The following is a 14,617-nucleotide window of genomic DNA, read 5'->3' as shown; positions in this document are numbered from 1 at the left end:
TAACGGCCGATTGGCAGAGCGCAAGCGGGCAAGCGCCGTATCAGCGCCAGCCATCATAGGCGCGGATGGAGGAAATATTGTCGTTCATGCGGATTGGCTTCAAATCACCCGCGCCGCCCTGCAACACTTCGCACCGCCCCCGATAGTTCGCATGCTCGCAGACCAGCCAACTGCCGCCCGTCACGAGGAAGGAGCTTGCGCGGTCATTGAAACGATACTGGCCGAGATCCGGCACATCGTGGCTGATTTCGATGGCCTGCCCGCGCTGGGCAGAATCCTGGAACAGAACAAGGTCACCATACCCTCCTCCGCGACGGCCTTTCCCCGGCCGGTCGCGATAGGCGACAGGACGAAGGGAGGAAACATTGTCATTGAGGCGATATGCGTTCAGGCGACCTGTGCTCGCATCGACGATTTCGCACCGCCCCCTGAAATGGGCGTCCGTACACAGTTCCCATGCGCCAGCGCGAATGGTAATCGACGAGGCTCGGTCATTGAAGCGCAGGCGGGCAAGGTCCGGCTCGGCGCCCTGAATGCGAAGGCCTTCGCCGGAAAAGCCGGAATCAGCGTGAAGCACCACGCCATTCCCACCGCCACGATATGACGTATCATGATAGCGACCCCGGTCTGCGCTGGCAGGAAGGGCGAGCGCCGCAATTCCGAGTGCAGCAAAGGGCAGAGTTCTGAAAAGTTTAGCCTTGGACATCTCGGATCTCCTCTCGTGTCGTGTTCTTTCTAGAGAAAGCGACCTGAACGGTGATTTGGTTCCCTGTTGCCCGGCATTCAGCCTCAGGCGTTGCGTCCACGAAAAAGGCCGGCACCCCGCAGGGCACCGGCCATATCCCGAGACTGGCAAGCCAGTCCTATTCCGAAGCAGCTTCCTCAGCGGGCGCTTCTTCAGCGGCCGGAGCTTCTTCTTCTTCAGCCGGAGCCGCAGCAGCTTCAGCCGCCGCTTTTGCCTTTTCGGCTTTCTCTTCAGCGCGTTCCTGAGCTTTCTTGCCTGGCTCACCCTTGTTCGGGTTGTTGCCATGCGCCCATTCTACGAGCGGCTTGCCGTCCAGTTCGATCTTGGACAGGAAGCGTGCAACGCGTTCGGTCGGCTGGGCACCCTTGCGGAGCCATTCGGACGCTTTCTCGGCGTCGATCTGGACGCGGAATTCCGAATCTTTCGGAAGGCGCGGATCGTAGGAACCGATTTTCTCGACGAAACGACCGTCGCGCGGTGCGCGGGCATCCGCGATGACCACGGAATAGAAAGGGCGTTTCTTGGACCCGCCACGGGCGAGTCGAATCTTGAGGGCCATATGTGTATCTCCTGTAAGTCTGGCGTCTCGGGGTGGTAACTCAGTCGTCGGTCTCAAGACCGCGAATGTGCTCATGATGGCGGATGACTTCCGCCACGATGAAATTCAGTAGTTTCTCGGCGAAGGCGGGATCGAGCCCGCTTTCCTGTGCCAGCTGGCGCAGGCGGTCGATCTGTCTGGCCTCGCGGTCCTTGTCCGCAGGCGGCATATTGTGCACGGCTTTCAGCTTGCCGACTTCCTGCGTCGCCTTGAAGCGCTCGGCCAGGGTGTGGATGATGATCGCATCCAGATTGTCGATACTGGAGCGCAGCTTGGTCAGCTGCAGCAGGGCGAAGGCGTCGCTTTGCTCATTGGTCATTTCTTTTTCCCTCCGCCGAGGCCGGGAAGACCGCCCATGCCCGGTGGCAGTCCACCGCCACCAAGACCGGGCAAGCCGCCTGCCCCGCCGCCCATCTTGGCAAGGTCGCCCGGCGAGATGCCTGCGACCTGGGCCATGTTCATCATGTTCTTCATGCCGCCCTTGCTGGCGCATCTTCTTCATCATGCCGGCCATCTGCTGGTGCATCTTCAGCACCTTGTTGACCTCTTGCACGGTCACGCCAGCGCCAGCGGCAATCCGCTTGCGGCGAGACGCATTCAGGATGGCCGGTTTGCGACGCTCCTTGCGCGTCATGGACAGAATGATCGCTTCCTGGCGCTTCAGCACATTGTCGTCGAGATTGGCCGAATCCATCGCGGCCTTTGCCTTGCGCGCGCCGGGCAACATGCCCATCAGGCCGCCAAGACCGCCCATGCGCTGCATCTGACGGAACTGGTCGGCCATGTCCTCAAGGTCGAATTCGCCCTTGCGGAGTTTCTCCGCCATGCGCTCGGCCTTTTCGGCGTCCATCTGCTCGGCGGCCTTTTCGACCAGCGAGACAATATCGCCCTGTCCGAGAATCCGGCCAGCCACCCGCTTGGCATCGAAGGCATCAAGGCCGTCGAGCTTTTCGCCGACGCCCATGAACTTGATCGGCAGACTCGTAACGGCGCGCATGGAAAGCGCCGCGCCGCCGCGGCCATCGCCATCCATCCGTGTCAGGACAAGGCCGGTCAGCGGCAGGCGAGCGTGGAAGCGGCTGGCGGTTTCGACGGCGTCTTGGCCCGTCAGGGCATCAGCCACGAGCAGCGTTTCAGACGGGTTCGCGATCTGCGCGATCTCCGCCACTTCATTCATCATCTGCTCGTCGATCGTCGTGCGACCGGCCGTATCGAGGATGAGGACGTCATAGCCGCTGATCTTCGCGGCGTTCAGGGCGCGACGGGCAATATCAGCCGGCAACTGGCCCTGAATGATCGGCAGGGCGCTGACATTTTCGTTGCACTGGTCGGCAAGGATCGCGAGCTGTTCCATCGCGGCCGGACGGCGCGTATCAAGCGAGGCGAGCAGGACGCGCTTGCGTTCCTTTTCCGACAGGCGCTTGGCGAGCTTGCCGGTCGTGGTCGTCTTACCGGAGCCTTGCAGACCAGCCATCATGATAATGGCCGGCGGGCTGTCGATGCGCAGGCTGGTATCGGCCTCTTCGCCGCCGAGCATCTCGACAAGGCCGTCATAGACAATCTTGATGACTTGCTGACCGGGCTTGACCGAACGAATGACTTCCTCGCCCACCGCGCGGGCGCGCACGCTGTCGATGAAATCCTTCACGACAGGCAGGGCGACGTCCGCTTCAAGCAAGGCGACCCGAATCTCGCGCAGGGCCGCGTTCACGTCCTTTTCGGACAGTGCACCGCGACCGGTCAGGCCGTCGAAAATTCCTCCAAGGCGTTCGCTCAGCGTGTCGAACATCTTTGTCGCTCCTTTGCCGTTTGCCAGATGTGTCTGACATAGGCGATCAAACCCATTGCACAAAGCAGAAGAGCCCCGCTGAGCGACACTTCGCCGGGCGGGGGGCCTCGCTGACCTCATGGATCAGTCAAAGCGCGCTTTTCAAATTTGCGCAGATGTTGGCGCGCCTAAAGCATGCGGGAGCCGCGGCGTCAAGCGAGCTGAAGCGCGCGCACCCGGTCTCGCAACACGGCAATCGCCGCCTTGGTCTCGTCTCCGACCAGGCTGAGGACAACCATATTGGCCCATGTGCCCCCGGCCGTACGCATATAGTTCCGGATCAAGCCCTCGCGCTGGGCGCCCATTTTGCTGAAGGCACGAATGGCGCGCTCATTCTGTTCCGGTACGAAATACGAAATTCGCCGGAAGCGCGCCTCATGGGCGCGAGTCAGAAGCGCCAGTTGCGTTGCGGGCACAATGGCTGTGCCGCGATACTTCTCTGGATGCCAGACAAAGCCGATTTCGAGTCGGCGATGCGTGCGCGACACCCGCTCGAATGCGGCAAGACCCGCAAACTCACCTGTCGCCTTGTCGACCACATAGAAAGGATGGAAGGCGTCCGTCCCTTTCATGTCCAGACTATGGTCCATATACGCTTCGAGGCTGGTGCCAGTGGGCATTACGGGCATCCACTGCCACATGGATTCAGCCACCGGAGTCGCCAGCACGACCTCTTTATGGTCCGCCGTGAGCGTATCCAGGCGAACAACGTCATTTTCCGGGGGCGGCTCCGCAAGGTTCATGATTTAGATCATTAGGCCGGAGACTGATCGAGGCAAGAAAAACCGAAGTCAGGAGTTCCAGTTCTATTTTCAGACCCGATAAAAGTTCCTATTTGGAACCTTCTTGTCAATTTGTCCGGCCTAGCCGCTTGGTCAGGTAGGTGAATTCCAGAGCAGACCGCTTGGCGCGCTCCTTCTGGTTCGCCGCTGCCGAATGCCCGCCATCAATGTTCTCATAATAGTAGAATGGCAGGCCCGCCGCCTCGAACTTCGCGGCCATCTTGCGCGCGTGACCGGGATGGACGCGATCATCCTTGGTCGAGGTAACGAAGAAGGGCACCGGATAGTCCTTCGTGGCATCAAAGTTCTGGTAGGGCGAAATCGTCTCGAGAAAAGCCCGTTCGTCCGGCACTTCCGGCGATCCGTATTCATCTACCCACGACGCGCCTGCCAGCAATAAGTGGTAACGCATCATGTCTAGCAGCGGCACCTGCACGACGACCGCGTTCCAGAGGTCTGGCCGCTGGTTCAGCATGACGCCCATGAGCAGGCCACCATTTGAGCCACCCATGATGCCGAGATGCTCCGGTGATGTAACGCCTCGTGCAATCAGGTCCTCACCGACCGAAATGAAGTCATCATAGATTCGCTGGCGATTCTGCTTCAGGCCAGCCTGATGCCACTCGGGGCCGAACTCGCCCCCGCCGCGGATGTTCGCCAACACATAAGCACCCCCCTGTTCCAGCCACAGACGACCTGTGACAGCGCTGTAGGACGGATTCAGCGAGACCTGGAACCCGCCATACCCGTATAGAAGCGTCGGCGTGGAACCGTCGAGCGGCAGATCTGCTTTGCTTACGAGGAAATAAGGCACGCGCGTGCCGTCCTTCGACGTCGCAAAATGCTGCGTGACACTCAGGCCTGTTGCATCAAATTTCGGCGGCAGACTCTTGAGGGTTTTTACGTCCCCCGTCGAGGCACTGTAGGAGAGCAGCGAATCTGGCGTCAGGAAATCCTCATAGTTGATGAAGACCGTATCCTCTTCGGCGCTGGCAAATGCGACGCTGGCCTGGCCCGTGCCGGGAAGGGAAATGGGTTCCAGCATCCAGCCGGCATCGCTCGCGGTGGCGCGCATGACCTTGCCAACCGCCGTATCACCTACCCCCAGAAGCAGGGCGCCCTTTGCAGTGGACACGCCTTTCAAGGCCTGCGTTTCGCTCGGGTGAAACACAAGTGAAACCGGCGGCAATGCGCGGGTCTCCATGAAGGTCTCGACATCGAAGGCGACCAGATCACCGGATTTGAATGTCGTTTCCTGACCCGTCGGAGTCCAATCCTGCTTCAAAGAAACAAGCAATCGGCCTTCATGGATTCCTTCTGGTGAAGACTTTGGCGGGATAGGCCACTGCACCGGCTCGCTCTCTCCATCGGGGAACCACCAGTAGCGCGTCGTGAAGAACGTGTCGGCCTGAGCCGCGCCCTGCAGAATGCGCCCATCCTCAAGCTCCAGCGTCATTGGCCAGACGCCGACATCATCCACCTCGCCGCGGATCACCTCTTCGGCGGCGTCCAGTGGCGTACCGCGGTCCCAGCGTTTCACAATGAAAGGATAGCCGGACGCGGTCAGTGTTTCCTCGCCCCAATCGGTTGCGATCAACAAAGTGTTAGGGCTGGCCCAGGCACCGCCCTGCTTGGCCTCTGGCGTGACGAAGCCGTCATCAACGAATTGCTTGGTCGCAAGATCGAATTCGCGGCGGACAATCGCGTCCTTGCCGCCATTCGACAGGGAGATCATGCATTTGTAGCCAATATCGCTGACCTTGGGCCGGAAACAGTCTGCGCCCTTGTAGACCCAGTTCTTGCCTTCTTCTTCCGCAAGCTTGTCGAAATCGAGAATGGTTTCCCACTTCGGCGTGTCACTGGCATAGCTTTCCAGCGTTGTCCGACGCCACAGACCGCGCACATGCGTTTCGTCCTGCCAGAAATTGTAGACCATCCCGTCACGAATTGATCCGTAGGGAATACGCTCTGCCGAGGTCAGCGCCTCGATCGCGGCCGCCTCATATCCCGCATAATCAGGATCTGCCTTCAGCTCTTTCAGCGAGCGGTCATTCTGATTGCGCACCCAGTCAAGCGCTGCCTCACCTTCAACTTCTTCCAGCCAGAGATAGGGGTCTTCTGCAGTTGCCTCAGAAACCTGGGGTGGGGGAAGTGTGTCTGCCAAGGGAGTCTCCGTTGGTGTTTGTGTTCCACAGGCCGCGAGGGCCAAAAAGCTGAGCGGAGCGAAAATCTTGCGCATGGTATCTCCATGAAAGACAAATCTTGTCAGGTATCTGGGCAAAGCGACAAATTCCGCCCACCCTTATCAACTTAAATCGTCAAACGTCTCTGCCAAGCGCGGCACTCTGTCATGCGAACGGCTTATTCAATGCGCTCGAAGGTGACACTTTCGACCAGAAGGGCTCGTGACTTTTCAGGCACAACCGGACGTATGGCAAAATAATCGAAGCCCTGATCTCCAATATGTTCCGGAACGACATATTCGAAACTGAAATTTTCAAAATCCGAAACAAGGTCAAAAACCTGCCAGCCGGAATCGCCTTCCCGACCCACCGAATAATTCATCTTTGCCTGCATGGCGCCGCGTTGATCTGCCGGACGCATACGGACGGTGCAGCGAACGCGGCGCCCCGAGAATTGCACTTCAAGATCACTGGCGAGGCGGAAATGCGGGCCGTCTTCGGGCTCGGGCCCAAGCAAGCCGGCCTGGGCTTCGATATAGAGCAAATAGTCGTCGCCCCGATTGCGCACGAGCTCGGTCGTGGCGTCGCCGCCGGCAAGAATCTTGTTCAGAAATTGCCCGCTGACCGTGACGCGATCATAATTGGTGCCATCGCCCGTTATGGGGCCATCCGGCAAGCGGCCAATAGCGGGCCAGATGGCCAGCACAACCATACCGACCACCAGCAGGAAGGCCAGAGGGAAGAATATCCGGTCTTTCATGAACGAGGAGCTCTTTCACAGTTCGGCGGAGGCACCCGCTAGCCAAGGACTGGCACTCCTGTTAGCAGGAAGCTGGGCGGTTTGGCGAGCCGTAGACGCTGCCATGCATGCAATTAACGGGGGCGAGTTCCATGTCGAAAGCGGCATTGAGGCGGCGAGCCAAGGAAGCTCGTCACTGGCTTTTTGAAGCGTGCTTCCCCCTTTGGAGCGAGCGCGGAATCGGCGAGTCTGGCCTGTTTCGAGAAACACTGTCTCTGGATCACGCGCCGGTACAAGACGAGATCACACGCATTCGCGTGCAGGCCCGGCAAACCTATGTCTTCGCGCAGGCCGCCCTGCTCGGCTGGAAACCAGACATATCACTTGATCTGGTTCATCATGGCGTGCGCACCCTCAGCGGTACGGCTCGGCGGGAAGATGGCCTCGTGGGTCGCACGCTCAACGCAGATAGCCACGAATATGTCGACGATACGCCCGACACGTATGATCTCGCCTTCACGCTCTACGCGCTCGCCGTGGCCAGTGAAGCTCTGGACGACGGAAGCGGCGCGATCGCTTCGGCAAGGGCGCTGCTGGATGCGCTGGACGGGCGGATGAAAGACCGGATCAATGGCGGCTATGCCGAAAGCTTGCCGCCGCCATCCCAGCGCAGCCAAAATCCGCATATGCATTTGCTGGAAGCGTGCATGGCCCTGCACCGGGCCGACCCTGAAGGGGACCATCTCACCCGCGCCAGCGAACTCATCTCCCTGTTTCAGGCAAAATTCACCGCAGGCCCCGGCGGCCTGCTGGGAGAATTTTTTGCCCCGGACTGGGCAGAAGGCGCAGGCGATGCCGCGCGCATTGTCGAGCCGGGTCACCAGTTCGAGTGGATCTGGCTATTGAGCCAGCACGCCCGCGCAACCGACCAGCCAATTCCGCCCATTGCCGGTCGCTTGTACAGCTTCGCCACCAGCACGCTGGATCCAGACGGGCGCGCCATTCTGGAAGTCACCCGCGACGGCGCACCCCACAATGCGGGGCGACGCACCTGGTCGCAGACCGAAGCGCTCAAAGCGCATCTGGCAATGCTGAATCTGACTGATGACGACGCCATCGCTGCCGCGGCCTGCCAGAGCTTCGACATCCTCATGGATGAATACCTGACCCCGGAGGGTGGGTGGATCGACCAGTATGATGGCGATGGCCACATCGTCTCAACCAACATGCCAGCGTCCACCGGCTACCATGTCGCGCTCGCATTTTCAGAGCTGATCCGGGCGATGGAAGCTTGAACCCGGACCCTTTTACGCTGAAAAGGGCCCGCAACAGACCAAAAAGGAATTTTTCATGCCCAGATTAGCGCTTGTCCGCCACGGCCAATCCGAATGGAACCTCCAAAACCGGTTCACCGGCTGGTGGGATGCCGACCTGACCGAGAAGGGCGAAGCCGAAGCCAAAAAGTCCGGTGAAATGCTGAAAGCCTGCGACGCCGATTTCCGCGCCGCGTTCACCAGCGTTCAGACCCGTGCCATCCGTACGCTCTGGATCGCCCTGACGGAGATGGACCGCGTATGGATGCCGGTGACCAAGCATTGGCGCCTGAATGAGCGCCACTATGGTGAACTGACCGGTCTCAACAAGGCAGAGACTGCCGCCAAACATGGCGAAGATCAGGTCCATATCTGGCGCCGTTCCTACGACATTCCCCCACCGCCGATGGAATCTGGCAGCGAGTTCGATCTGGCAGGCGACCCCCGCTACAAGGGCATCGATATCCCGAACACCGAAAGTCTGAAGCTGACACTGGAACGTGTGCTGCCCTATTGGGAAGAAGCGATCACACCCGTGCTCAAATCCGGAACGGACGTCGTCATTGCAGCACATGGCAACTCCCTGCGCGCCCTTGTGAAACATCTGTTCCAGGTACCGGATGAGTCCATTACCGGGATCGAGATTCCAACCGGTAATCCGCTCTACATTGATCTGGATGACACGCTCAAGCCAGTCTCCGTTCGTTACTTGGACGCTGATCGCAGCAAGCCGCTTCCTGAACTGCCATGAGCTTGCGCCCGTCCCGACGGCGCGACCGGCGCATGATGGGACGGGCCCACAGCCTGGCTCGGCTCAACCACGGCCTCACCGGGATAAACCCGTCGGTTGGGTGTATCATCCTGGACTCTGACGGGCATGTCGTCGGCGCGGGGGTAACCGGTCTGGGCGGGCGTCCCCATGCCGAGGAGGTCGCGCTGGACGAGGCCGGAGCCGCCGCGCGAGGTGGTACCGCCTATGTCACACTGGAGCCCTGCCGCGAGCGATCCCAGGGCGGAAAATCCTGCTCCGTGAAATTGCTGGAGGCTGGCATCGCCCGCGTCGTCTGCGCCATAGACGACCCACACCCCGTCGCCAATGGGGGCATCCGCGCCCTCAGGGACGCTGGAATTGAAGTCCGGATCGGGCTTGGCCAGCGCGAGAGCCGCCGACTTTACCGAAAATTCTTCGCAAGCCTGCTCTAGCCAGTGAATGGCCCGGCATGCGCGATGATCTTTTCGTACAGCGCCACGGAATCGCGCTGGAACGCGGCCTTGTTGAACTGCTGCTCATATGAGGCTCGGCCACCTTCGACCAGCTTTGCCGCGAGCGCCTTGTCCGAGATCACCCGGCTGAGCGCCGTGGCGAGCGCATCGACATCATTTTTCGGAATCAACAGCCCGTTCACTTCATTCTTCACATAGGCTGCCGGGCCAACCGCATCTGCCGCAACCAGCGGACGGGACGCTGCCCATGCGTCGACGGTCACCGTGCCGAACGGCTCGTAGCGGGACGGGAAGGCCACCACATCGCACGCGGCCAACAGGGCGCCGCGATCATTGCGCCAGCCCAGGAAGCGGACCCGATCATCCAGCCCAAGTTTGGTACATTGCGCCTTCAACTCTGCCTCGATGGGGCCATCGCCAGCGATCCAGACATACAGGCCGGGCACTTTGGCCGTGGCATCCAGCAACGTGTCGAGACCCTTCTTCTCATGCAGGCGCGCCAGCGCGAGCGCAACAGGCGCATCTTCGGGCGTATCCAGCGCCGCGCGGCTGACCGGATCAGTGCCTTCAAAATCAGCATAGGTGTGAACGATGGCGGAGCGATCGTCCGGGACACCTTGTTCGCGGATGTGACGCAGCAAATCGATGGTCAGGCCGACATGCCATTCGCAATTCACGAAGCGCGCAAGTTTGTAATAGCCACCATACCAACCAATCGAACGATTGCGGTATTCCTTCGGCGCATATTGCCCGGCGCGGCCCATCCAGTACTCGATAACATCCGGCTTGAAGACCTTGATCGCGTCGCCAATCACGCGTCGCGTCGGGAAGGGCCACGTATTGTTGAACGCGGCCACATCCACCCCGATGCCAGCTTCACGGAATTTCTGGACGCGGAACTGGTTGTCCGGTCGTGTGACCACATGCTGGGTCAGACCGGCTTCTGCCAGTGCCAGCACGGATTCCAGCATGATGTTCTCTGCGCCGCCTTCCTGGGCGCCCGCCATCACGTGCATGATCCGCATCTGCCGCTCCTTTCAATGTCCAACAAGTTCTGACCGAGCGCATACCCATTATCACCAGCTGCGGCAAACGCTCCTTGGCAGTGCGTGCTGAAATGCCTACAGACAGGGCCAAACACAATGAAAGCCGTATGCCCATGTCCGATTATCGCCTCTTCGGCGCAGATACCTCGCCCTATTCCCAGAAAGTGCGGTCGTTCCTGCGCTACAAGAATATTGATTTCGACTGGGTATCCCGCTCACGCGAGAATGAGGAAGAATTCCAGGCATTGGCGCGCGTGGCCTCTGTGCCGCTGCTGGTCTCCCCTTCGCGATCGGCCAATCAGGATTCCACGGCGATCATTTCCGCCCTTGAGGAAGACCATCCGGAGCCTACGGCCGTTCCGGACGACGTTGCCACGTCGACCCTTGCGCTGATCCTTGAAGACTATGCGGATGAATGGCTGAACAAGATCATGTTCCTTGAGCGCTGGAGCCAGAAGCCCGACCGCGAAGACGCTGCCCTGCGTGTGCTGGTCCAGCTCTATGGCGGCAAGCGCCCCCGCGCCTACAAGAAGGCCCAGAAGCAAATTGCCGAACGCATGGCCGACCGTCTGAATCTGGTTGGCGCCGACAGCGCAAATGCAGACATGCTGAAAGCCTCGTTCGAACGCTTTGCAACGCTTCTCAACGCGCATTTGACCGATCAACTCTACATCTTCGGCGGTCGTCCGTCCGCGGCCGATTTCGCCCTCGCCGCGCAGTTCCAACAGATGATGATGGACAAGACCCCGGCCGAATGGCTCAAGAAGCACGCCCCCTTTGTGGTTGCCTGGATCGAGAATATGGAAGATCCCAAACCGGGCGCGCCTTTCGCGTCGCTGGAAGTGCTTGCGCCCACGCTGACGCCGCTCTTTGCCGAGGAAGTCTCGAAAACCTATCTGCCCTGGGCCAAGGCCAATTCAAAAGCCGCCGAACGCGGTGACAAGAATGTTTCCGCATCCATCGAGGGCGGCAGCTTTGAACAGACCACGCAAACCTATGCTGCCCGCGCCTATGATTCCGTCCGCAAGGCGGTCAGCGCTTCGCTCAGCGACGACGCTCTCAAAGGCTTCCTGTCGGAAGCCGGTTGCTCGAAATTCTTCGGCTAGCCGCCAGAGACAATTCGCAAATAGAAAAACGGCGCGCCCATCTCTGGACGCGCCGTTCTCTTATCTGATCAGAACTCCGCGTTTAGGCCGCGTTGCTGGCCGATTTCTTGCCGATCAGTTTCGGCTCCGACTTTGCCGGGGCGCCAATCTCGATCTTGCGAGGTTTCTTCTCTTCAGGAAGCTCGCGAATAAGGTCGATGCGCAGCACGCCGTGCTGCAGATTGGCACCGGTCACGATGACATGATCAGCCAGCTGATAGCGCCGGATAAAGCTGCGCTGGGCAATGCCGCGATGCAGATAGTTGCGGCCCTCGCCGTCTTCATTCTCGCCGCGCTTGCCGGCCACAGTCAGCAAGCCTTCTTTCGTCTCGATCTCGAGGTCATCTTCGGTAAATCCCGCGACCGCGATCTCGATGGCGAAGGCGTTTTCGTCAACGCGTTCGATATTGTATGGGGGATAGCCTTGTGACCCGTCGAGGCGAGACGCCTGATCGATCATGCCTGCAAGCCGGTCAAAGCCGACAACGGTACGGTAAAGGGGGGTAAGGTCGATATTGCTCATGTGTTCAGTCCTCTTAAATCAAGCAACTGCGGGCAACCCGTTCGGGGAGCGCCCGGATGGATGTTCAGCACCTGAAAAGAACCAACCCGAATTCGGCGTTGGGACAGATACCGGTCACAGCCCGATTTACGGCACCGTGACATGATCTATGTGGGTAGCGTAAGGAGAGGTTCAAGAGGCCTGTTGAGGAGACACCCTGTGAAGCAATTGACCCCGATGATCGCCCTGTCTGCACTGGTTCTGGCAGCTTGCGGCCAGCCAGAGACACCCGCATCAGAGACACCCGCCCCCGAAACCCCGCCGGTCGAGACCGCCTCGACCGAAGCCTCGCCGCTGGACGCCGCGATCGCTGGCGAACACCGCACGGATGCCGAAAAGGCGCGCGACGCCTGGCGTCACCCGAAAGAAACGCTCGAATTCTTCGGGGTGGAAGCGGATGACAAAGTAGTCGAGCTGTGGCCCGGCGGCGGCTGGTACACAAATGTCATCGCGCCCTATCTTGCCAGTGGCGGTGGCACACTGGTCGCAGCCTATTTCGACCCGAATATTGGTGATGAAGACCGGCGCGCCCGCATCGCCGAGCGCCTTGCAGAATTCCAGGCGAATTATGACGACCCGAAATTCGGCACCATCGAATACAGCGCCTTTTCGGCCGAGAGTGGCCCGCTGACCGAGGCCGGGACAGCCGATGTCGTACTGACCTTCCGCAACCTCCACAATTGGATGAGCGGCGGATACACCGAGAAATTTTTCACGGACGCCTATGCCGCTCTGAAGCCCGGCGGCGTGTTGGGCGTGGTCGAACATCGCCTGCCTTCAACGGCCACACAGGACCCGACGGCCTCTTCGGGTTACGTCCATGAGGATTATGTCAAATCCCTCGCCGAAGCGGCCGGATTCGAGTTTGTCGAAGCCAGCGAGATCAATGCCAATCCGGCCGATACTGCGGATCACCCATTTGGGGTCTGGACGCTGCCCCCGGTCAACGCCACTCAGGACCGGGAAGGCAACACTCCGGACGGTTTTGACGCTGCCGCCTATGCCGAAATCGGCGAAAGCGACCGCATGACGCTGAAATTCGTCAAGCCTGCCGAATAGGCCCGGCCAAGTTCTGAAGATGAGCCCGCGACCTTGCAGAAGGTGGCGGGCTCTTTCTTTTGCGCCTTGCTCCGCCTAAAGAGCGGCCCATGACCACAAAGACCCTCTTCCCCACTTTGGTGCGGACCCAGCCCGTCGGCGATAGCGATCTGGCGACACGGCTCGAACATGTCTGCTGGGTGCTGGCCGAGGATGACGCCGCGGGGAATGCGTGGTGCGAGACCGAAGGCTATGGCGGGTACACATCCTACGCATCTCTCGACGACTTGCCGGACCGGTTCCCGGAATTTGCGGAGCTGAAAGCCTTGCTCGATGCCGTCGCGGCCGACTTTGCGACGGAACTCGACTGGGACATGGAGGGCTTCACCCTGGAACTCGACGCGATCTGGGTGAATATTCTGGAGCCCGGCTTTGGCCACTCCAATCATATCCACCCCGGCAGCGTGATTTCAGGAACCTATTACGTCTCCACGCCAGACGGCGCGTCTCGGCTGAAACTGGAAGACCCGCGCCTGTCGCGCATGATGGCCGCGCCGCAATTGCGCGATGACGCGCCAGAAGACCGCCGCCGCTTTGTCTATCTTGAGCCCGAAGTCGGCCACGCCATCCTGTGGGAAAGCTGGCTGCGCCATGAAGTCCCCGCCAATATGGGCGAGGAACCGCGACTCTCGATCAGTTTCAATTACGCCCTGAAGCGCGTTTGACGGGCGCCTACAGCACTTTTCCAATCACCATGATCGCCAGCGCCAGTCCGCCAACATAGGTGACGAGCGCACCCAAGGCTTTAAGCGGATGCGGCTTTTCCAGCGTTGCACAGACCAGGCAGCCGAGCGCATGCAGAAAACGAGACAGGGTGATCGCCACCACAAGGCTCGTCACGGCGATTCCAAGGTCGCGCCCCGCATAGGCAAAGCCGGTGATGACAAAAAGCCCGATCAGAAGCGCAGTATATTCAGCGGCATTTCCATGCGCCCGCTCGGCTTTCATCATCGGCCCCGTCGGGTCAGTCGCTGCGCCATAGGCAATGGTCTTGGTGCGCCCCCGCGTGATCGAAACCCAAAAGCCCAGCAACAGGGTCAGAATGACCAGCGCCGCGCTACAAAGAATAAGTGTTGAATGCATTTGGTGTACCTCCCAGACGGCAGAGTAACCCCATTTGGGCGAGTGGGAAGCATTCGGGCACAAAAGCTGCATTAACCCTCCCGCGTCACTGCCACTCTTGACGCAATCTGTTTCAGGCGTCATCGCCACCCCACACCGTGTTTCAACCTTCCAGCCAGATGCGAGCCGTCTTATGGACCTTTCCAAAATCAAAACCGGCGACAATCCGCCAGACGATATCAATGTGCTCATCGAGGTCCCGCTCGGCGGCGACCCGATCAAATACGAGATC

The 14,617-nt window shown here is 60.0% G+C and carries 15 protein-coding genes and 1 pseudogene; 6 read left to right on the top strand and 10 right to left on the bottom strand.

The features are described 5' to 3' along the window. Positions 1 to 40: 40 nt before the first annotated feature. The 7 genes and pseudogenes from B2P82_RS03685 to B2P82_RS03660 form a co-directional block, all read right to left on the bottom strand. A complete protein-coding gene (locus tag B2P82_RS03685; RefSeq protein ID WP_290483759.1) occupies positions 41 to 706 on the bottom strand; it encodes a beta/gamma crystallin-related protein in 666 nt (221 codons plus the stop codon). A gap of 157 nt (positions 707 to 863) precedes the next feature. Next, complete coding sequence (gene rpsP / locus B2P82_RS03680) at positions 864 to 1,304, bottom strand: 30S ribosomal protein S16 (protein ID WP_290495216.1); 441 nt, start codon at positions 1,302 to 1,304, stop codon at positions 864 to 866. A 40-nt stretch (positions 1,305 to 1,344) separates the two neighbouring features. Continuing rightward, positions 1,345 to 1,662, bottom strand: coding sequence for a chorismate mutase (locus B2P82_RS16935; protein ID WP_206991796.1), 318 nt, complete (start codon positions 1,660 to 1,662; stop codon positions 1,345 to 1,347). After that, positions 1,659 to 3,132, bottom strand: a pseudogene (ffh, locus tag B2P82_RS03675) (signal recognition particle protein). Before ffh ends, B2P82_RS16935 begins: the two are co-directional and overlap by 4 nt. Before the next feature lie 191 nt (positions 3,133 to 3,323). Next, positions 3,324 to 3,914 (bottom strand): GNAT family N-acetyltransferase, encoded by a 591-nt coding sequence (locus B2P82_RS03670; protein WP_290495212.1) that lies wholly within the window; start codon positions 3,912 to 3,914, stop codon positions 3,324 to 3,326. Between the two features lie 106 nt (positions 3,915 to 4,020). Then, the gene (locus B2P82_RS03665) at positions 4,021 to 6,192 is read right to left on the bottom strand and encodes a prolyl oligopeptidase family serine peptidase (RefSeq protein ID WP_414652007.1); all 2,172 of its coding nucleotides are present in this window, start codon (positions 6,190 to 6,192) and stop codon (positions 4,021 to 4,023) included. Between the two features lie 122 nt (positions 6,193 to 6,314). Then, positions 6,315 to 6,896, bottom strand: a complete 582-nt coding sequence (locus B2P82_RS03660) for a hypothetical protein (protein ID WP_290495208.1) — start codon at positions 6,894 to 6,896, stop codon at positions 6,315 to 6,317. A gap of 131 nt (positions 6,897 to 7,027) precedes the next feature. Here B2P82_RS03660 and B2P82_RS03655 point away from each other — a divergent pair, with 131 nt between their 5' ends. Genes B2P82_RS03655 through B2P82_RS03645 form a run of 3 tightly spaced genes read left to right on the top strand, consistent with a single transcriptional unit; the run spans position 7,028 to position 9,391 of the window. Further along, the gene (locus B2P82_RS03655) at positions 7,028 to 8,170 is read left to right on the top strand and encodes an AGE family epimerase/isomerase (RefSeq protein ID WP_290495206.1); all 1,143 of its coding nucleotides are present in this window, start codon (positions 7,028 to 7,030) and stop codon (positions 8,168 to 8,170) included. Positions 8,171 to 8,225: 55 nt separating this feature from the next. Then, a complete protein-coding gene (gene gpmA, locus B2P82_RS03650) occupies positions 8,226 to 8,939 on the top strand; it encodes a 2,3-diphosphoglycerate-dependent phosphoglycerate mutase (protein ID WP_290495204.1) in 714 nt (237 codons plus the stop codon). Then, positions 8,936 to 9,391 (top strand): riboflavin biosynthesis protein RibD, encoded by a 456-nt coding sequence (locus B2P82_RS03645; protein WP_290495203.1) that lies wholly within the window; start codon positions 8,936 to 8,938, stop codon positions 9,389 to 9,391. Before gpmA ends, B2P82_RS03645 begins: the two co-directional genes overlap by 4 nt. Here B2P82_RS03645 and B2P82_RS03640 read toward each other — a convergent pair. Further along, positions 9,388 to 10,437, bottom strand: a complete 1,050-nt coding sequence (locus B2P82_RS03640) for a glycosyltransferase (protein ID WP_290495202.1) — start codon at positions 10,435 to 10,437, stop codon at positions 9,388 to 9,390. The genes B2P82_RS03645 and B2P82_RS03640 overlap by 4 nt on opposite strands. Before the next feature lie 128 nt (positions 10,438 to 10,565). On the opposite strand from B2P82_RS03640, the gene B2P82_RS03635 reads away from it, so the two are divergent. Then, complete coding sequence (locus tag B2P82_RS03635; protein ID WP_290495201.1) at positions 10,566 to 11,564, top strand: glutathione S-transferase family protein; 999 nt, start codon at positions 10,566 to 10,568, stop codon at positions 11,562 to 11,564. A gap of 82 nt (positions 11,565 to 11,646) precedes the next feature. On the opposite strand, the gene B2P82_RS03630 is transcribed toward B2P82_RS03635, so the two are convergent. Next, entirely contained in the window at positions 11,647 to 12,126 is a 480-nt protein-coding gene (locus B2P82_RS03630) for an Hsp20 family protein (RefSeq protein ID WP_034817234.1), read from the bottom strand. A 198-nt stretch (positions 12,127 to 12,324) separates the two neighbouring features. On the opposite strand from B2P82_RS03630, the gene B2P82_RS03625 reads away from it, so the two are divergent. Together B2P82_RS03625 and B2P82_RS03620 are read left to right on the top strand one after the other, a co-directional pair. Continuing rightward, positions 12,325 to 13,224: a class I SAM-dependent methyltransferase gene (locus B2P82_RS03625; RefSeq protein ID WP_290495200.1), complete on the top strand. Its 900-nt coding sequence runs from the start codon at positions 12,325 to 12,327 to the stop codon at positions 13,222 to 13,224. An 89-nt stretch (positions 13,225 to 13,313) separates the two neighbouring features. Then, the gene (locus tag B2P82_RS03620) at positions 13,314 to 13,928 is read left to right on the top strand and encodes a TIGR02466 family protein (RefSeq protein WP_034817231.1); all 615 of its coding nucleotides are present in this window, start codon (positions 13,314 to 13,316) and stop codon (positions 13,926 to 13,928) included. A 7-nt stretch (positions 13,929 to 13,935) separates the two neighbouring features. Here B2P82_RS03620 and B2P82_RS03615 read toward each other — a convergent pair whose 3' ends face one another. Next, positions 13,936 to 14,346, bottom strand: a complete 411-nt coding sequence (locus B2P82_RS03615) for an MAPEG family protein (RefSeq protein WP_290495198.1) — start codon at positions 14,344 to 14,346, stop codon at positions 13,936 to 13,938. Positions 14,347 to 14,617: the final 271 nt, after the last annotated feature.

Source organism: Hyphomonas sp. UBA4494, assembly GCF_002388935.1.
Taxonomy (GTDB): Bacteria; Pseudomonadota; Alphaproteobacteria; order Caulobacterales; family Hyphomonadaceae; genus Hyphomonas.
This window is presented reverse-complemented; position numbering and strand designations above follow the sequence as displayed.